The organism is Bradyrhizobium stylosanthis, from assembly GCF_001641335.1.
In the GTDB taxonomy this organism is placed as follows: Bacteria; Pseudomonadota; Alphaproteobacteria; order Rhizobiales; family Xanthobacteraceae; genus Bradyrhizobium; species Bradyrhizobium stylosanthis.
The window spans coordinates 290,892-308,601 of the sequence record NZ_LVEM01000003.1 but is presented as its reverse complement, the minus strand read 5'-3'; the positions used below and the strand labels follow the sequence as shown (position 1 = coordinate 308,601).

At 60.6% G+C, this 17,710-nt stretch carries 21 protein-coding genes; 16 read left to right on the top strand and 5 right to left on the bottom strand.

Going from position 1 to position 17,710, the window contains the following annotated elements:
* Nucleotides 1-267 precede the first annotated feature (267 nt).
* The 4 genes from A7X65_RS21175 (at nucleotide 268) to A7X65_RS41895 (ending at nucleotide 4,883) form a co-directional block, all read left to right on the top strand.
* The gene (locus tag A7X65_RS21175; protein ID WP_063688314.1) at nucleotides 268-1,041 is read left to right on the top strand and encodes a DUF4261 domain-containing protein; all 774 of its coding nucleotides are present in this window, start codon (nucleotides 268-270) and stop codon (nucleotides 1,039-1,041) included.
* A 202-nt stretch (nucleotides 1,042-1,243) separates the two neighbouring features.
* On the top strand, nucleotides 1,244-1,867 hold the full coding sequence (locus A7X65_RS21170) for an imm11 family protein (protein ID WP_063688313.1): 624 nt from the start codon (nucleotides 1,244-1,246) through the stop codon (nucleotides 1,865-1,867).
* A 359-nt stretch (nucleotides 1,868-2,226) separates the two neighbouring features.
* A complete protein-coding gene (locus A7X65_RS21165; protein ID WP_063690660.1) occupies nucleotides 2,227-2,850 on the top strand; it encodes an imm11 family protein in 624 nt (207 codons plus the stop codon).
* 458 nt (nucleotides 2,851-3,308) lie between these two features.
* Entirely contained in the window at nucleotides 3,309-4,883 is a 1,575-nt protein-coding gene (locus tag A7X65_RS41895) for a hypothetical protein (RefSeq protein WP_167358280.1), read from the top strand.
* Nucleotides 4,884-5,037: 154 nt separating this feature from the next.
* On the opposite strand, the gene A7X65_RS21155 is transcribed toward A7X65_RS41895, so the two are convergent.
* The 3 genes from A7X65_RS21155 to A7X65_RS21145 form a co-directional block, all read right to left on the bottom strand.
* Nucleotides 5,038-6,573, bottom strand: coding sequence for an FAD-dependent monooxygenase (locus tag A7X65_RS21155; RefSeq protein WP_063688308.1), 1,536 nt, complete (start codon nucleotides 6,571-6,573; stop codon nucleotides 5,038-5,040).
* Nucleotides 6,574-6,759: 186 nt separating this feature from the next.
* The gene (locus A7X65_RS21150; RefSeq protein ID WP_063688306.1) at nucleotides 6,760-6,960 is read right to left on the bottom strand and encodes a hypothetical protein; all 201 of its coding nucleotides are present in this window, start codon (nucleotides 6,958-6,960) and stop codon (nucleotides 6,760-6,762) included.
* A gap of 134 nt (nucleotides 6,961-7,094) precedes the next feature.
* Nucleotides 7,095-7,478, bottom strand: coding sequence for a hypothetical protein (locus A7X65_RS21145; RefSeq protein ID WP_063688304.1), 384 nt, complete (start codon nucleotides 7,476-7,478; stop codon nucleotides 7,095-7,097).
* Nucleotides 7,479-8,039: 561 nt separating this feature from the next.
* Between A7X65_RS21145 and A7X65_RS42715 the strand changes: the two genes are divergently transcribed.
* From A7X65_RS42715 to A7X65_RS21130, 3 genes are all read left to right on the top strand, one after another.
* On the top strand, nucleotides 8,040-8,231 hold the full coding sequence (locus A7X65_RS42715) for a hypothetical protein (protein WP_082885016.1): 192 nt from the start codon (nucleotides 8,040-8,042) through the stop codon (nucleotides 8,229-8,231).
* Nucleotides 8,232-8,681: 450 nt separating this feature from the next.
* A complete protein-coding gene (locus A7X65_RS21135; RefSeq protein ID WP_063688300.1) occupies nucleotides 8,682-8,918 on the top strand; it encodes a hypothetical protein in 237 nt (78 codons plus the stop codon).
* A gap of 56 nt (nucleotides 8,919-8,974) precedes the next feature.
* Complete coding sequence (locus A7X65_RS21130; protein WP_063688298.1) at nucleotides 8,975-10,006, top strand: tail fiber protein; 1,032 nt, start codon at nucleotides 8,975-8,977, stop codon at nucleotides 10,004-10,006.
* Here the strand turns inward: A7X65_RS21130 and A7X65_RS21125 are convergent.
* Nucleotides 10,003-10,662 carry an SGNH/GDSL hydrolase family protein gene (locus A7X65_RS21125; RefSeq protein ID WP_063688296.1) on the bottom strand — a complete coding sequence of 220 codons (660 nt, stop codon included), beginning with the start codon at nucleotides 10,660-10,662 and terminating at the stop codon, nucleotides 10,003-10,005. The two genes, A7X65_RS21130 and A7X65_RS21125, sit on opposite strands and share 4 nt — an antisense overlap.
* A gap of 363 nt (nucleotides 10,663-11,025) precedes the next feature.
* Between A7X65_RS21125 and A7X65_RS21120 the strand changes: the two genes are divergently transcribed.
* The 9 genes from A7X65_RS21120 (at nucleotide 11,026) to A7X65_RS21085 (ending at nucleotide 16,726) form a co-directional block, all read left to right on the top strand.
* Nucleotides 11,026-11,709: a hypothetical protein gene (locus tag A7X65_RS21120; RefSeq protein ID WP_063688294.1), complete on the top strand. Its 684-nt coding sequence runs from the start codon at nucleotides 11,026-11,028 to the stop codon at nucleotides 11,707-11,709.
* A gap of 2 nt (nucleotides 11,710-11,711) precedes the next feature.
* The gene (locus tag A7X65_RS42710) at nucleotides 11,712-11,861 is read left to right on the top strand and encodes a hypothetical protein (protein WP_167358279.1); all 150 of its coding nucleotides are present in this window, start codon (nucleotides 11,712-11,714) and stop codon (nucleotides 11,859-11,861) included.
* Complete coding sequence (locus tag A7X65_RS21115) at nucleotides 11,861-12,112, top strand: hypothetical protein (RefSeq protein ID WP_063688292.1); 252 nt, start codon at nucleotides 11,861-11,863, stop codon at nucleotides 12,110-12,112. The genes A7X65_RS42710 and A7X65_RS21115 overlap by 1 nt, the downstream gene beginning before the upstream one ends.
* On the top strand, nucleotides 12,103-12,486 hold the full coding sequence (locus tag A7X65_RS21110; RefSeq protein ID WP_156527937.1) for a hypothetical protein: 384 nt from the start codon (nucleotides 12,103-12,105) through the stop codon (nucleotides 12,484-12,486). The genes A7X65_RS21115 and A7X65_RS21110 overlap by 10 nt, the downstream gene beginning before the upstream one ends.
* Nucleotides 12,487-12,488: 2 nt before the next feature.
* Nucleotides 12,489-12,782 carry a hypothetical protein gene (locus A7X65_RS21105; protein WP_430643463.1) on the top strand — a complete coding sequence of 98 codons (294 nt, stop codon included), beginning with the start codon at nucleotides 12,489-12,491 and terminating at the stop codon, nucleotides 12,780-12,782.
* A gap of 63 nt (nucleotides 12,783-12,845) precedes the next feature.
* Nucleotides 12,846-13,274, top strand: coding sequence for a GNAT family N-acetyltransferase (locus tag A7X65_RS21100; protein WP_063690658.1), 429 nt, complete (start codon nucleotides 12,846-12,848; stop codon nucleotides 13,272-13,274).
* Between the two features lie 223 nt (nucleotides 13,275-13,497).
* A complete protein-coding gene (locus A7X65_RS21095; RefSeq protein WP_063688286.1) occupies nucleotides 13,498-14,760 on the top strand; it encodes a CaiB/BaiF CoA transferase family protein in 1,263 nt (420 codons plus the stop codon).
* Between the two features lie 163 nt (nucleotides 14,761-14,923).
* Nucleotides 14,924-16,153: an acyl-CoA dehydrogenase family protein gene (locus A7X65_RS21090; protein WP_063688284.1), complete on the top strand. Its 1,230-nt coding sequence runs from the start codon at nucleotides 14,924-14,926 to the stop codon at nucleotides 16,151-16,153.
* A 9-nt stretch (nucleotides 16,154-16,162) separates the two neighbouring features.
* Nucleotides 16,163-16,726, top strand: a complete 564-nt coding sequence (locus A7X65_RS21085) for a flavin reductase family protein (RefSeq protein ID WP_063688282.1) — start codon at nucleotides 16,163-16,165, stop codon at nucleotides 16,724-16,726.
* 21 nt (nucleotides 16,727-16,747) lie between these two features.
* On the opposite strand, the gene A7X65_RS21080 is transcribed toward A7X65_RS21085, so the two are convergent.
* The gene (locus A7X65_RS21080; protein WP_063688280.1) at nucleotides 16,748-17,656 is read right to left on the bottom strand and encodes an NAD(P)-dependent oxidoreductase; all 909 of its coding nucleotides are present in this window, start codon (nucleotides 17,654-17,656) and stop codon (nucleotides 16,748-16,750) included.
* Nucleotides 17,657-17,710: the final 54 nt, after the last annotated feature.

The following is a 17,710-nucleotide window of genomic DNA, read 5'->3' as shown; positions in this document are numbered from 1 at the left end:
AAGCGAAATCATGCCCAGAAATTTCATGGGCGGAAGGTCGGTTCCGATTGTGGCCAAAAACGTCAGAGCCCGGTGCAATTTCGCGACGATCCCGGGAAAGACCATGGCCGAGCCCGCGCCCGAATCCCGTGCATCTCGAAGCGATCGTCAGGAGACTCCGGCGGGGAGAGGCACATGTTGACAATGTTCCCTTTTTGTTCTAATTTCAACCTATGGGCGAGCCGTGACGTGAGTTCGTGACGGCTGGCAGTGTTGGTGGGGTCGCCGATGAGTAAGTCTTTTCTTGCGCTGGTCTTGCTGGAGCAGCCTGCGACGCCGGACATGGTTGCACTTGCTGGTGCTCTTCGCGCGCGACATCCCGAGCTGCCGATGGAGGTGGAGAGAGGCGGGGAGGGTGGCGTGCGCAAGGGCTCGCCGCTGCTACGCTGCGGCAACGAATTCGTCGCGGTGATGTCGATGCCGGCGCCCATTCCGGAGGATTCAGGCCTGTGGTCGCGCGCAGCGTCGACATGGCCGGAGGGCAGGGCCGTTGCGGCACGGCACCGCGGCCATCTGATCGTTTCGGTGCTTGGCCAAAACCAGCAGCCATTGTCCGCTGCGCGTCTGACCACTGCCGTCATCGGCGGGTTGATTGCGACCATGCCGCAATGCTGCGGCGTGGTCTGGAATGGCAAGGTCGCACGCTCTGCCGATCTGTGGTTGGACATGTCCATGCAATCGTTCGCGCCTTTCCCCGATTATCCGTCTTCGTTGTGGTTCGACATGCTGCCGTTCCGGTCGGAGGCCGGCATCGGCGCAGCGACGATGGGGCTATCGGCATTTGCCGAGCGCGAAATCCAGTTCGAGACCCGCAAGCTGACACTTGCAACCTTGATGTCCAAGGTGGACGGGCTTGCCGCCTATCTGATTGAGCACGGGCCTGTAGTCAAAGACGGCGATACGTTTGGCCGCGATGATCGCGAGCGCTTCGCGGTCAGATACAAGAACTCCGATCAGTTCGGCCTGCCTGTGTTGTTCTGTAGCGACGGTTCGGCACAGTAATCGGCGGAGTGTGTTGATGTGCGCACGAAATTGCTCGCGCCGTGTTGAGAGCGTTCGTTTGACACGTCGGGCAAAACACTGGCAAACTAGTATGATCGAAAGAGTTGACGCCCGCGGTATGCCGCGGGCGTTTCTTGTTGTGCGGTGATCTTGGTTCTCCATTTGGAGTCATCATGGGGATGATGTTCAACGAGGCTCAGTCATGAGTGATGAGGAAGCGATCCCTGCTGCAAGGCGCCCCAGAGCACGAAAACGCCGCTTCTACCAAATAGGCCCCGATTTCAGAATAAGAGGCGGGCCGGGCTTCTGGGTTGAGAACGAGAGCGTTCTTCCTCCTTACGAAGAATCTCGTMTGCCGKCTTCTACCCCGCGTGTGCCTTATGTGTTCGATAAATCGGTCGGCAGTCGGCCATATGACCTGGAGCTCTGCTACAACTGGTGGCTCATTTCCGACCGCACAAAGGAAGTGTTCGAGAGACTTGACCCGGAAGCCTTTGTATTTGTGCCATGCGACATGCGACTACCCCGTGGTCGCTATGATGGGCCAAACTATTGGCTCTGCGATGTAGTCCGCGTCCTCGACGCGCTGGATGAATCGCAATCGCGCTTGATCATCGGAATCCGGGACGACATCCGCTATCTGGACCACGGGCAGAAGTACTATGAGTTTATTTATGGCGGCAAACTGGTCTTCAGGGAAGCCGCGATCGGCAGCGAGCGCATTTTCCGTATGGCTTTCAACGAAGCGACGATCGTATGCGACCAGGAGCTCAAGGACGCATGCAAGTCGGCGGGTCTCAAGAGAATTTGGTTTCAGGCCTTCTGAAAAGGCTGATACGGCCTTGCTCTTTCGAGAATTAAGTCAGTTCGTCCGGAGGCATGCCGATTATCCAAAGTTCGACCAAGTTCTTGAGCCGCCCAGCCGCGCTGCGGTATTGGCACTACGCCAATTAGCGGCTTCGACAAGTCGTTAGCGTGGCCGCGCTTGGCGCCAGCCAGAATGTTGGCTGTGTCCAGTCTTGTCGAAGCGGTCATTGGCGCCATCCAAGAGGATGGTCTCGGTTTGACACGTCGGGCAAAACACTGGCATGATGGCATCATCGATACGAGTTTGGTTGAAGCCCGCGGCATGCCGCGGGCTTTATTATTGGGTAGATGGACCTGATTGTACGCGAGAGAGGACGGATGGCTCACTCCCTTCCAGAGCGTCGCCGAGGCAAAGCCAAGGTTCGAAAGTTCTATGTCGTGGGCCTGGATTTCAGGTTTCAAAGAGCACCGGGATGGGAGATGGAGAATCTCGTAGCCCTCGCCGGCGAGCGCAAAGTCCTCATTCCTCCGCGGGAGCGCGGCTTCGTGGCTTTCTCCGAGCCACCGCGGCTCATTATCGACGAATCGCTCGGCCGCGCTCCCACGGACTGGGAGCTCTTTCACGATTATCGGCTTGTTTCCGAGCGGATGAAAATCCTCCTTGAGAAGCTGGATTTGGAGGGAATTCGTTTTATCAGATGCGAGACGAGGTACCCAGACGGCCGCGCGGCGCCAACCTACTGGCTTTGCGACGTCGTCAGAGTTCTCGATGCCGTCGACGAAGCGAACTCCGTTCTCGAGATCGAGTACCCAACGCCGGGGCGTAAGGTCTACAATCTGAACAGAACAAGCACCCTTCTCTTTAAGGAGGACGTTGTCGGAGCGGCCCATATCTTCAGGCTGCTGTTCTATCCCATGATCGTCTGCGATCAGGTCTTCAAGGATGCGTGCAAGGAAGCAGGCATAAGGGGCATCGGCTTCACCGATGCAACCAGGTATTGAAGATGCGCGCGGCCGCTGTCGAGCTTGAACATGCTGTTGCATGGGAGCCTGTCAATTGAACGAGAAGGCCTCGCTCTTCGGACCCGGCTCATCGGGCCGAACGAACGTGGGGTGTTTGGCGTCTGCTGTTGGTGCTGCTCGTTGACGCGTCCGGCAAAAAACCGGCAGAGTGGCATGATCTAGAGAAAGGCGAGCTCGCGACGATGTCGCGGGCTTTTTGTTATCTGTTCTTCGTAGCTCGCGGTCGCTTCTCGGCGGCATGCGAGAACCCCGCTTCGAGCAATTTCATCGCGCGAACCGCTGTGAATCTCGAGCCATGCTGGTCGCTAGCTCTCGCTTCGCGCGATGGCAAAGACAAGCAATCAAAACTCCCAGTTCATTTTCCTTCATCCGCATGCGGGCACCAAACGTCTTGGGGCCGCGCTGATTGACGCCTTGGCGCAATGCAAGGGGTTAGCATGTTCCAGATCCATCATATCTTGCCGCAGGCCCTTGCCGGCCACTTCACGCTCAAGGTCTTGGGCGATCGTTTCAACCTCAACGGCATCAGAAATCTGATGGATCTTCCATCAAATGAGCAAGCAGCCCGCGAGCTTGGATCAAGTCCGCACACGGGAGGTCATCTCGGTAGCTACAGCAGAATATTTTGCAAGTTTCTCGGTGTACTCCAGTCGCATCCATCTTTCGCCGCTGCTCAGGAAGGCGATTCCGCTGCTGTTGATCAGCTCGACGCCGAACTCAGCAGCTTTCTCGCCGCTGCCAAGCATGCGCTGTCGAAGGGGCATTTGCTCGCCAATACACCTTTGGGAATGACCAAGGAGGATGCGAACAAGCGTATTGAAGACTGGTACGTAAACTGGAAAACGTATGCTGAAGAAAATCGAGACAGCATCAAGCAGATGCAGGATACTGTCGATCAACTTCATACCGCTAGCCAGTGGGAGGGCGCATTGCGTGCTCCTGTCCTCCTTCCGGACAGCACGCTCAGTCTTGCGGACAAGTTGGCAATCATAGGACGGTACACGCGAGGATCACCGATTTCGCAGCACTTCGAAGCTGTTGGACCTGTTCCCCATCTACCTGGCTTCATTCACCCGGTGATTGATGCGCGACTGCCAAGCTTAATCCCGCCTCCTCTTGAGGGCGTTGACAAGCCGGAAGGTTTTGCACCAAGCAGCCCACTTCTGACTTACGGTTTGCCCGGATTCCCGGTGCCATCGCCTGAATGGCAACGCGCCATGCAATTGCCTCCCAGCACGGCATTGCCGCCCGAGCCGCAAGTCTTGCAATTCCACACTGAGACAGGCCAACCGCTCACGCTTCTTTCTGATGGATCGCAGGTTCTAGGGCCGCCGGCACCTCCTGATCGAGGCTCCGCGTTGCTGATGGGAGCTGGTGTGCTGGGTGCAGGCGCCCTGATGACACCTGGGCTGCAGGGGCTTGGTGCTCGGATACTCACAGGTGGAGTCGCTGCCGCTCTCAGCCAACCTGCTTTTTCTGCGAATACCTCGAGTGCGACCAAAGCCGCCGGTGGAAGTGTTTTCGCGAAGGGGGCGGCTCCTTACAATCCGTTCGACTCTGTCCGTCCTGCAGACGAGCCAAGTGCTGCTCGGCCCACCACCTTTGCAGACCGCTTCGGAAGCTGGATCGAAACACCGGCAGGCGCCGCGCCTGCGCAGACGTCGAATGCGCTAGGAGTACCGTCCACAGCGGCTGCCGATGCTGTCGCGCCCGACGAAGTTCGGCGTCTTACTCGTGTGAATGAGGCGAACGCAGGTAGCGTATTCTCGTCCGGGAGTGCGCCGATCCCCTACCTCCCATCGACTGAATTCAACGATCGATATGGGATCTGGACCGTGCCGACTGCGGACGGCTGGCCAGCGCAAGAGAGCAGGCCGATGGGTGTCTTCGCGGATGAGCCGGGCTACCTTATTCCACCACCGATCTTCGGCGTAGATAGCTCAGGCAATTCGCACAATGAGGCTGAGGAGTGGTTCTCCCGCTGGATACGGCCGCTGCTTCGGCAGGATTGAACGATAGTCACGGAGCTCTTCATACACCACTCTGGGTCGATGTTTGACACGTCGGGCAAAACACCGGCATGATGACATCATCGAAAGAATTCGGAACAAGCCCGCGGCATCTCGCGGGCTTCTTCGTTTCGACGATGTGTGAGGTGTTCGTGCCCTAAGCCGCAGCCCGTCCGAACCACCTCGTCAGCGCCTCCGCAAGTCCACCTCGGCTCTCGTCTCCGACCCAGGCCACGTGTCCGTCAGGCCGCACCAGCACGGCTTTTGGCGCGGTGACATGTCCGATGACCGGAAGCGCCCATCCGCCGGCGTGATCGGCAAAGACGACATCGACGCGATCCGTCCATGGCGTGATGTCGGTGACGTCGGGCTTGCCGAAACTGAGCAGCAGGCCGCGCCCACCATGCAGCAGCGTGAACAATCGTCGCGGCCGGCCTTCGATCGTCAGGTCGAGATCGGGCATGCGGCGTCCGAGCAGCGGATGGCCTTCGCCGAGATCATAGTGGATGTCGAGCCCGCTCATCATGGCGCCAAGACGCTTGCGCGGCTCGTCCAGGGCGAGCAGCTCGGCGATGGTTTCGCGCGCGGCGATGAGGCCGTCGTCGGCGCGGCGGAGCAGGGCGATCTGCGCCCTGGTGTTGCGCAGCACGCGCGCGGCGACGGGGTGGCGCTCGGCATGGTAGCTGTCGAGCAGGTCTTCGGACGCGGTGCCTTTGACGACCTGCGCCAGCTTCCAGCCGAGATTGACCGCGTCCTGCAGGCCGGTGTTGAGGCCTTGCCCACCCACGGAGTGATGGATGTGTGCGGCATCGCCGGCGAGCAGCACGCGCCCCCGGCGATAGGAGGCGGCTTGCCGCGCCGCGTCGGTGAAGCGGGAGATCCAGGCAGGGTTGTGCACGCCGAAATCGGTGCCGTACACCGCGATGAGCGCCTCGCTGAGATCGCGCAAGGTCGGCTCGCCGCTGCGCGCGAGCGACGCTTCCGTCGCGACCACGAGCACGCGCCCGCTGTCCGCCTTGCTGAGGCCGTGGAAGCCGAGCGCGTCGTGCCGCAGGCCGAACACCGGCTCCTCGCGCATCTCGACCTCGGCCATGAGATTGCTCAGCGTCGGCTCGGTCCCGGGAAAATCGATCCCGGCCGCCTTGCGCACCAGGCTGCGGCCGCCGTCGCAGCCGACGAGATAACCCGCGCGCAGCGTCGCGCCGCCGGACAGCACGACGTCAATGCCGGTGTCGTCCTGCGAAAGGGCCGTGACCTCGGCGCCGCGATAGACCGGCACCGCGAGCTCCTCGACCCAGCCGGCCAAAATGCGCTCGATGTGGCTCTGCCGCAGTGCGAGGCCGTAAGCGTGGCGGGTGGGGAGATCGCTGATGTCGAGCCTGGTCCAAGCGAAGCCGGCGAGCTGGACGATCTGTCCTTCGCGCAGGAAGCGGCCGGCGACACCGCGCTGGTCGAGGATCTCGATGCTGCGCGCGTGCAAACCGCCGGCGCGCGTGCCCGTCAGCTCCTGGCTCGCACGCCGCTCGACGACGGCGACGTCGACCTGCGCCAGCGCGAGTTCCGCGGCCAGCATCAGCCCGGTCGGGCCGCCGCCGGCGATGACCACCGCATGGCCCTTGGCGCGATTCTTGGCGGCCGTGCGTGTTGCGCTTGTCCGGCTGCGCGACCGGGATGTCGGAAGCAATACAGGCATGTCGTGACCCCCTCGACCAGTTGTTCGGGTCGAGGCTTCTACGCGATCACCGGGGGCTTGAAGCAAGCCCCTTGCGCACCACATATCAAGCTGGGAGGAGGGGACTCCCTTCCGCGCTTCGTTGACACGTCGGGCAAAACATCGGCAGAGTGGCATCATCGAGATGCGCGCCGGTCGCCGCGCGGCCTAATCGTCCTTCGATAAATCGCCGGGCTTCGTCGGAATGTCGATGGTTCCACCATCGCCACGCACGAGGTCGCGAGTCCCGTCTTCCGTCTCGCCGGCGTCTTCGATGATCGCCTCCTGCCTGGCGCGTTCCTTGTCGGTACGCGGCGTCGGCCCAGGAATCTTTCGCGACGTCGCGGACGAGGTCGTCTGAGGTATCATGGCCGGTCCTCCCGATCGCCTAACGCGGCTTGCACGAATTCGTTCGTTTGACACGTCGGGCAAAACACTGGCAGAGTGGCATCATCGAAACGAGTATGGTTCGGCCCGCACGGAGCAATCCGCGGCGGGCTTTTTCATTGCGATGCCGAGCCGGTTTGGCGGAGGCGTTCGGCCGGGTTTGTCCCGGTCCAGGATTCCGGATCGGGCGAGCAGCGGTGATAGGTCAGCCAGCCGTCAGGAACGTCGACGCGCCGCAGGCCGATCTCGGTCTCCGAGACGATCTTGAATTTCGGGTCACCCGCGATCGGCGTCCCGGCAATCCAGGCATGGCCGTTGCAGCCGGTGGGAAAGCAGAACGCGATTGAATACGCCTTGTCATTGATACGCTGGATCTTCAGGCCGTAAGTCTTCTCGCAGTCGCGCTTCCAGGCACCGGAAAAATCCGGCGCCGCCGGCTCTTCGGCGGCCGCGGGAACGATCGCGACGAGGAACGAGAGCAGGATAGCAAGGGATTTCATCGGCCATCTCCGGAAGGCGGCTTCGACGTCGCGGCGGCGCCTGCGTACGATCGAAGCCGTGATCGGATGCGAAGCTAGCGCGGTTCGTCCGCCGCCGGCGTGACCGCCCGCACACTGCAATCGCGATGACGCGAACACGTTGCACGAGGTTTGACACGTCGGGCAAAACACCGGCATACTGACATCATCGAGACGAGTTTGGTTCGCCCGCGCGCAATATCCGCCGCGGGCTTTTTCGTTTCGATGTCGAGATCGGACGGCGGCGGCGCATTGCGGCCACGCACTTGCTTGATACGCGTCAGGGAGCGCCGATCGGCGCGCCCGCCGTCCGAACCATTGCTGGCCGTGCACGCGCGAACGTGCCGGCCTTGCGGCGCCGGGCCTGTTGCCCGCGCCGCTGCGGTCTCCGGGGATACGGAGATAGGGTTCGCGCCCGAAACGATCGCGCCACGTCGCGCGATCTGCCGCGCATTTTTATCGCTATGGAGAGATGATGACCGCTTACCTGATATCGCTCGCGATCGTGGGCCTCGTTGCAATCGTGCTGTGGGAGATGTTTTCGTGAGCGAAGATATCGAATGTGAAATCGAGCATCCGCCGGAGCGTGTGCCCACGCGAGGTAAGACACCGAGGGCGCGTACCCTGACCGAGATCGATTCGAGCCCTCACAACTTGCGCAAACGTGCGCAGCTCGTCGAGCTGCGCCGGCACATGGGCAATCTTCACGAGGCGCTGCGCAAAGCGAAGCGATGACTCATCCATTACTCTCGGCGCTTGCTCAGGCGCGATTGCGCGATGCGCCGATGTTTGCCAGATGGTGCGAGCTGAATGGTGTGAGCGCTTGTCCCGCCGCACCTGCCTCGGTGGCGCGCTTTGTGACCGACTGTGCGTCGCTCGGCATGGACCGGCTTTGGCCGGCCGTGCAGGACATATCGCGGATGCATCTGGCACTCGGTCTCGCGGATCCAACCCTCGGTGGCACGGCGGCAAGCGCGATGAGCACGATCGCGGCCATTCCTCCGCCACGGTCTTGGCCGGCGCCGTTGAGGCGCCGGTTTGCGGCGTTACCGTATGACATCCAGATTCATCTCACCTCGCGCGAAGCGCAACGGGAGCGCGCGCTCCGGCGCGCGCAGAACGATGCTGCAAGTGCCCGCCAGAAGCTGGCGGCACTCGAGGCTCAAACGAAGGACCAAAAGCCAAATGGCAGCGAAGCATCAGCGCCTGACAACGATTAAGGAGCGCATCGAGGAATTGCGGGCCGAAATCGACGGCATCATCGACACCCGTGTGGTCAGGATCGCAAGCGAGAATCCTGGCGTCCCGGACGGCGTGATCCGAAACCTCCTCACGGCCCGGGCCCCGTCGTGTCGCTGTGCGCAATACATCGAGCTGTGCGGCGCAGAGGTAGAGACACTGGGCGTAAAGACTGCGGACTGACGGCTTCAACCTTACGACGACCTGTGAGCAAACTGATTTAGATCTAGGATACATAAATGACTCTCTACAAATGGTCTCAAACTGCTTCCGCCGACGCGACGGCGGATACGACGATCAACTGGACGGAAGGCCAGTCGCCCTCCAGCGTCAACGATTCGGCGCGTGCGATGATGGCAGCGATTGCAAAATATCGCGATGATGTCGCTGGTGCGATTGTGACCAGCGGGACCAGCACCGCCTATGCAGTCAACACTTACCAGGCGTTCCAGACGCTTTCTCAACTAAATGGCCAAGTGATCGCGTTCACGCCGCATGCGACGAACGGGGCGATCGTGACGATCAACGTGGATGGTCTTGGCGCAAGGCCACTTCGTTCTGCACCGTCCGCTGAGTTGCCGGCAGGGACCGTTGTCGAGGGAACGCCGTATGCCGCGCTCTACAACAGCAGTGATGCCGCATTCTATCTGGTTGGCTTCTTCAACAATCCTTACAACGTGCCGATCGGATCTTGTATCGACTTTTTCGGTGCGATAGCACCGAATAGCTCCTTTGTGCTTGGCTATGGCCAGGCGATTTCACGGACCGCATACTCGACGCTATTTTCTCTATTCGGGACGACCTACGGCACAGGAGACGGATCGACCACGTTCAACATCCCTGACCTACGAGGGCGAGTTACCGCTGGCAAAGATGACATGGGCGGTAGTGCGGCTACCCGACTGACGGCTTCGTACTTCGGCGCGAATGCGTCAGCGTTGGGAGCTGTAGGAGGCGCGCAGGCACACAGCCTTTCACTAGGAGAATTACCGCCTGGTATAAATTCGAGCGGGATCAACTCCATCACGGTCACGTCGACTGTCAGCGGAATCCCGTCAGGAATGGATAACGGCGGTTTCCTTGCGTACAATGGTACAAGCTATGGCTACTACGCTCCCGGACGGCTTGGCACGCTCGGCGTCGTTCCACTGAGCGTGATCACTTCGACCGGGTCGAATTCGATCAGCTCTACGTCAACGAACACCGGCGGCAGTGCTCATTCCATCGTCCCGCCTACCATCATCGCGAACAAGTTGCTTCGCGTCATCTAGGGCGCCGGGCACATCTTGGTGATGGCATCCTCTAGGGCCGGAATCCAAGAGTTGTACGCTGCGGCTCGATAGTGAACCCCATCCGGCATCATCGAGTCGGCGGTCGCTGGAAGCTGCGGTGCCACGAAGCCGACGCCACGCCCGGCAGCCGCAGCGGCAATTGCTCGGTTCGTCGCTACGTCGGAGGTCACGGCCAATGCCACGAGCGGGCGCTTAGAGAGCGGTTTAACTACATCAATTAATGTGGTGAAATCGCTCTGAGCCGATGGCGATCCGACGTCGTTCGCTCCGACCGCAAGGGCAATCAAAAACGCGCCACGCTCACCGAGCACCCGCGAGGCCAGTTGGCCTGCTTCGTAGATTGTTTGGCCGCCGACGCCCGCATTAACGACTGGATGCCCACACATCTGACGCGGGAGAGGGGCCATCTCTGTGACGCTGTCGCCGAGTACAAAGATGGGCTCGGGGGCGTCGGTCAGCGCCGCGTCAATCATGTATTCCCGTACGTCTTTGTGATCGTGGAATTCGTGGCGCGTCAAGTCGCCGATGCGTCCTTTAAGCCGATGGATCTCTGAAAGAGAGGCGCCAGCCGCAATCGTGCAGGCAGCAGCAACTATCCATGGAATAACTTCCCTCATTCCCATAGCAACGTACATAAACGTCTATTCAAAAAATCCAACCCCGAATTGTGACCCTGAGCGAACTCGAAACCATTCTAGGAAATGGTTGGTTTGATCAACGAGCCCCCGGTTCGACGCGCAGCCAATCATCATCGTAAATATTCTCCTGACAATCCTTTGACGACTGCTGCGTCGGATAGGACTTGGTTGGCCTCACAAGCAACGTGTCGCCAGCTTCCCAACTTGGACGCCATCAATCGTTCGGGCATCGTGTCTGCAACTGCAGATCGCGGCAACGCGATCTATAAGCACGCCAAAGAAATCTAGCTCGTTCGCTGATCTGCGCCGCAACGCTGCAGATTGCGAGATTTACCATTGCAACCCCTGGCAGATCAACCCATGGTAGACCTAAACGCCCTCACTCGGGCGAACGGCGTTCGCTGGGCGAATGCCAAGCCGACCCGTAAAGCCGAAGCCGCCAAAGTCTCCTCCCGTCTTTACCAAGCCAAGCGCCGATACCAGGCCGTCGAGCGAGAGACAGGTGTCCCTTGGCCGGCGATTGCCGTCATTCACGAGCGGGAATCCTCACAGAACTGGAAGGCGTCCCTGGCGCAGGGCGACCCCTGGAATCGCGTCTCGGTCCATATTCCGGCCGGGCGCGGTCCGTTTACCTCGTGGGAGGCGGCCGCGATCGACGCTCTGGTCAGGTGCCCGCCGTTCCTTGCGCGCCACAAGGACTGGTCGATCGCCGCGGCGTTGACGGCCCTCGAGACCTATAACGGCATCGGCTACGCAGCCCGCAGCGTGCCATCGCCCTATCTCTGGGCCGGCACCAACCAATACCGTGCCGGAAAGTATGTTCGGGACGGCGTCTACGATCCGGGCAAGATCGATCCGCAATTGGGATGCGCGGCGCTCATCATCGCTCTGATGGAGCTCGATTCCGAAATTGGTTTCGCGGGAGCGATCGCAAAGGGCCCGGCGGCAGCCGTCCCAGCCAAGCCTTCATTGACGAACCCGTCGAAGGGCTCGATCGGCGCATTCATTGTCAATCTGGTCAGAGCAATCTTTAGAAGGAAGTGAACATGTGGACAGTGCTCGACATTATGCTCTTCGCAGCCGGCTTTGCCACCAGCTGGTTCTGCAAGGACCCGGTCGTTCGGCTTGTGACCGGGACCGACGCCCTGATCAAGTCCCTTGAGGCAAGACTTGCGACGCTGCGAGGCAAATCGTGATGCTCGCAAGGATCAAGGCGGTCTGCTTGCATTCCGTGACCATGGCCTGGAGCTATTGCATCGCAGTCACCGGCGTACTGGCTTCGGTCATCGACGACCTCGCCGATGCGTTGGGCGATCCGGGTGTCAAAGATCAAATCAGCGCTGCTATCGGCGACGCCAAGGCGACAGGCCGTATCCTGCTGGTGATCTCCGTCGTGACGATCATCGCGCGCCTGCGAACCCTTCGAAGGAAAGATCAATGTGGATGACACTCATCTCGTTTCTCGGCGGCCCCGTCGTCAAGGCGCTGATCGATGCCTACAGCGCGAAACTGAAGGCCGAGAATGTCGACGCCAAGATCGCTGCGGATCTCGCGGCCGGCGAGATTGCATCGCAGACGGCCGAAACCAACGCCGTCATGCAGTATAGAACCGCCGAGCTCGGTTATTGGTATGAACCCGACAAGCTGATCGGATACTGCGTGACGGTTTATTTCGCGAAGCTCCTTGTCTGGGACAAGGTTCTCGGCCTTGGCACAACTGACGCCTTGGCGGGCTTTGCGGCGATCACCGCCAATATTGTCGTCTCCTTCTACTTCGCCAAGCGCGGGTTCGAGAATGTCGCAAGGATCATCAAGCGGTGAAGATGCAAGAGGACGAGATCAGAGCCATTGTCGTCGAAACGCTGGCCGAGCAGCATAGGCTCCAGCAGGACAGCATAGACGCGATCGTAGCGAAGGCGGTCGCGTCAGTAATGGCCTCGTTTGGAATCGAGGATGATGACCGGAAAGAAATCAGGGCTGACTTCCAGCACCTTCGCCGGTGGCGAAAGAGCGTGGAGCAGGCGCAGAGTTATACTTTCAAAGCTGTGATCACAGTACTTGCGACCGGCCTGATGGGCGCCGTCTGGCTTGGCGTCAAGGTCGTGCTGAGCAAGTGAGCCTTCGCCAAGGCGGCGTCGCCGCATTTCCTTTCACGGTATTCCTTGCTGACGAGACGTCTCATGTACATCATCCGCATGGTCGATGCATACGATGAAGATACTGCGGAGATATTGTCCGATCTGCATCATTTGACGTTCTTCGATACGGCTGCCATTCCGCAATTCGGCCTGGGAACGTGGTGGCTTGCCTTTCATGGAGACGATGCAGTCGCTTTTGCCGGGGCGCTTCCATCGACGCACGTGAAGAATGGCGGCTATTTCTGCAGGGTTGGCGTGCTGCAGCGTCATTGGGGGCGAGGTCTTCAGCGCAGGATGATGCGTGTAATCGAAGCGAGGGGGCGGCGTATCGGTTGGGACAGCATCGTGTCCGACACAACGGACAACACGGTTTCTGCAAACAACTTCATCCAGGCGGGGTATCGGCTCTTCGAACCAGAGGCGCCCTGGGCGTGGCCGCGGACGCTTTACTGGCGAAAGCGGCTTCGCTGAGCAGTTTCCCGCGGCGCGGAACGTACTGTCCATGTTGAGCGGTGCGCGCTTCTGGCTCGTACGCCCAGAATATTCGAAAGGCCCGGCAGCTTGATGGCTGCCGGGCCTTTTTTGCGTTTTCAGGTATGTGGCTGAAGCACTTGCGAAGTCGGCTGCGCCGCGCTTTAAGTTTGCTCCTGCGGGCAATTCGGCGACCATAAGCCGATGTAAGGGAGCGCCACCGATGTCCACCAAGCCTCAACTGCCGGAACGTTCGTCGCGGGTTACGGAAGGGCCTGCGGCGCTCGATGGTCTGCTGGTCGTCGACTTCACGCGCGTCGTTGCTGGTCCGGCCTGCACACAGACGCTGGCTGATTTCGGGGCACGCGTCATCAAGATCGAGAACCCGGACGGCGGTGATGATACGCGCGCATATGAGCACGCCGAAATCGGCGGCGAGACCGCTGCTTATCTTAGTCTCAACCGCAACAAGCGAGGCATCGCGCTCGACCTCGCCGTGCCCGAGGCCCGCGAGATCGCACTGGATCTGATCCGTAAGGCCGACGTGGTTGTCGAGAATTTCTCGAGCGGGGTCATGAAGAAATTCGGCCTCGACTACAATGTGGTCGCATCGCTCAATCCCCGGCTGGTCTATTGCTCGATCTCCGCCTATGGACGCTCCGGCCCGTTCGCCTCGCGCCCCGGCTTCGATCCCATCACCCAGGCGGAAAGCGGCTTCATGTCGCTCAACGGATTTGCCGACGGTCCCCCGGTTCGCACTGGCCCGCCTATCGTGGACATTGCGACAGGAATGACGGCTTGTAACGCCATTCTTCTCGCCCTGCTGGCGCGGGATCGGCTTGGCCGCGGCCAGCACGTCGAGGTGGCCCTGTTCGACATTGCGATGGCGATGACCGGCTTTTATGGCATGGCCTATCTGATCAACGGTCAAAACCCCGGCCGGTTCGGGAATTCGCCGAGCGGGTCTCCCACCGTCGGCGTGTACGAGGCCTCCGATGGGCCGCTCTATATGGCGTGCGCCAACGACCGGCTCTATCGCCGACTGGTCGTCGAGGTGCTGAACCGGCCTGATCTCATCACCGATCCGAAATTCGCAAGTCGCAAAGCGCGTTCCGAGAACAAGGAGCTTCTGCGGGCAGCCATCGCGGAAGTCTTTGCTAGTGATACCCTGGAGAACTGGATGGCAAAGATGAAGTTGGCCAATATCCCAGTCGGTTATCTCCGTACCGTCGAAGAAGGATTTAACGCGCCCGAGGCCCGCGACCGCCATCGCTTGAGCCGGATTCCGCACCCGACTGCGGACTGGGTCCCCAACATCGAGACGCCGATCAATATGAGTCTGACCGGTGCGATCGATCCGGTGGCGGCGCCTCTGCTGGGCGAGCATACCTCGGACATCTTGCGGAACACACTTGGCTACGACCAGCATCGGATCGCTGAGTTCAGCCAAAAGGGAGTCTTTGGATCGGGCAAGGGCTCGGTTTAAGTCAGAGCGGTCGACCTCGTGGGCAGGCTCCGCGGCTTCTGGGCACTGCTTCACGATATCGGTGTTCGCGATATCGCTTCCTTTCGGGTAGCCGGGTCCAGAGCGATTGGCTTGATTTGGCGATGCTCCCGCCGCATAAATGTGGGAAAGCGAGGGATGCGGAATGGCGCCTGGTCAAGAGCCGAGCGTGGGCGAGTCCGAGGGGCTTGGATCCGGTGAGCGTGCCTATGCGGCAATGATCGCCAGGGCGCGGGCGCTCTTGCCGCGGCTGCGAGAGCGGGCTGCACGAACGGAGGAGCTGCGATGCCTGCCGCCCGAGACCGAACGGGATCTGCACGAGGCCGGCCTGTTCCGGATGCTTCAACCCAAGCGCGTCGGCGGTGCCGAGCTTGACTACGTCGCCCTCATCGACTGCGCCGATCTGCTTGGCCAGGCCGACGCTTCGGTTGCGTGGAATCTCGCCAATCTGGCGAGCCATCACTGGATGCTCGGCATGTTCGAGCAAAGGGCGCAGGATCTGGTCTGGGGCCGTGATCCCAATGCGCTGATCGCTTCCTCGTTTATCTTTCCTGCCGGACGCGCCACGAAGGTCAAGGGTGGATACCAGTTGCATGGAAGCTGGCCGTTCTCGTCCGGCGTCGCGTCTTGCGAATGGAATATGCTTGCGAGCGTGGTTTCCTCAGAGGACGAGGCCGACGGCATCGAGTATCGGATCTTTCTGCTTCCGAAGGACGATTATAAGGTACTCGACACGTGGAACGTCGCAGGACTGCGTGGCACGGGATCTTGCGATGTGGAAGTCCGCGGCGCCTTTGTGGCCGACGATATGACGGTCGCCGTTGGCGCGCTTACCGGCGGCCGGACACCGGGAAGCAAGGTCAATCCCAATCCATTGTACGCCTTGCCTGTATTTTCGTTGTTTCCTTACGTGTTGTCCGGCGTTGCGCTCGGCAATGCGCAAGCCTGCCTGAACGACTATATCGAGGTCGCGCGTCACCGGATCTCCACCTACAACCGGGCCAAGCTGAGCGACTTTCAAAGCACGCAGATCAAGATCGCGGAGGCCTCCGCCAAGATCGACGCGGCGCGCCTGATCATGCGCTCGGTTTGTATCGACGCAATGGAGGATGCAAGACGCGGCCATATTCCCGATATGGCAGCCAAGACCAGGTATCGGCGTGACGGGTCATTTTCGGTGAACCTGTGTACGGATGCGGTCTCGATGTTGTTTGCGGCGAGCGGGGCTCGTGGCCTGTTCACGACGGGGGTGTTGCAGCGGCAGTTCCGCGATGCGCATGCGATCAACTCGCATCTCGCGTTCAACTTCGACGCGGCCGGAACCAACTATGGACGTGTGGCGCTGGGCCTGCCGTCCGAGAATCTTACGCTGTGAGGCCGGCCGATGAATGATCTGCCGAAGCAGTCGGCCGTTCCCGATCCAGCCAACGAACTCGCGAGCGACAGCTCGCCGATCGATCCCCGTGATTTTCGGAATGCGCTCGGTACTTACGGGACCGGGGTAACGATCATCACGGCCACGGCGGATGACGGGAAGCCCTATGGTATCACCTGCAATTCCTTCGCGTCGGTCTCCTTGAACCCTCCTCTGGTCCTCTGGAGCCTTGGGGTCTACTCCTCGAGCCTGCCGGTGTTTCAGAATGCCAGTCACTTCACCGTCCATGTCCTCAGCACGTCCCAGCAGGCACTTGCGAACAAGTTCGCCAAATCCTCCGAGGACAAGTTCGCCGGCGTCGCCTGGGCACCCGGCCTCGGCAACGCGCCGGTGCTGGCCGAAAGCGTCGCCAGTTTTCAATGCCGCTCCGTCAACCGCTACTACGGCGGCGATCACGTGATCTTTCTCGGAGCAGTCGAGGCCTATGCCTACAATGCCAAGGAATCTCTGCTGTTTGCGCGAGGGGCATATGGCCGGTTTCTTGCCGACGATGACCGCAAGAATTCGCCCTAGAGCTTGCTCGTATTCGACGGATCAATGTTCCGCCGATGATAATTTGTAGATCTCCAGCGCGTCAGCATCCGCGCCACGCGCGGCCTTCGCCAGTCTGAAGAGTTGCCCGGCAAGCGATGTCATCGGCACAGGCGTCGATGTCGACTGCGCGACATCGGCAACGGTATCGAGGTCCTTGAGCATTGTTGCGATGTGACCAAGCGGCGGAGCGTGAATGCCCTGGGCCATTCGTGGCACGAAGAGCTGAAGCGGAATGGAATCCGCAAAGCCACCGGCAAGCGCTTCGGGCAAGCGATTGGCGTCAATTCCCGAGTTCACGGCAAGGCGCGTTGCTTCCGCAAGAACGGCCATCGCGCATCCGACGATCACTTGATTGCACAGCTTGGTCGTCTGGCCCGCGCCGGTGGGGCCCATGTGGGTGAACCTGCGCGCCATCGCGAGGACGTAGGGGCGTACCCTTTCGATGTCGGCGGCATCTCCGCCGGCCATGATTGCGAGGGTGCCTTCCTCGGCGCCCTTGGTGCCGCCGGATACGGGTGCATCGATCCAGCCCGCGCCATTGGCCTCCTTCAGCCGCCTCGCAAGGTCGCGCGCTGCGTCAGGATGGATCGAGGAGAAGTCGACGACAAGCTTGCCCGCACCGGGAGCGGCCGCAAGACCTCCAGCTCCAAATATCACTTCTTCCACCGCCGCGGCGTCAGTGACGCACATGAAGATGATGTCCGACCCAGTCATGACGTCGCAGGGCATCGGTCCGCGCATGGCGCCGGCGTCGGTGAGCGGCGCGATTTTGCTCTCTGAGCGGTTCCAGACCGTGACCTGATAGCCAGCCTTGAGCAGGCGATGGGTCATGGGGGTCCCCATCAGCCCGAGGCCGAGGTAGCCGAGCCGCTCGACGCCTTGCGAGTTTGTCTTGCTGGTATCAGCCATAAGTTGCTTCCTCCTGTCGCAGCGCAACTGCCGACCTACCATACATGGGACGTG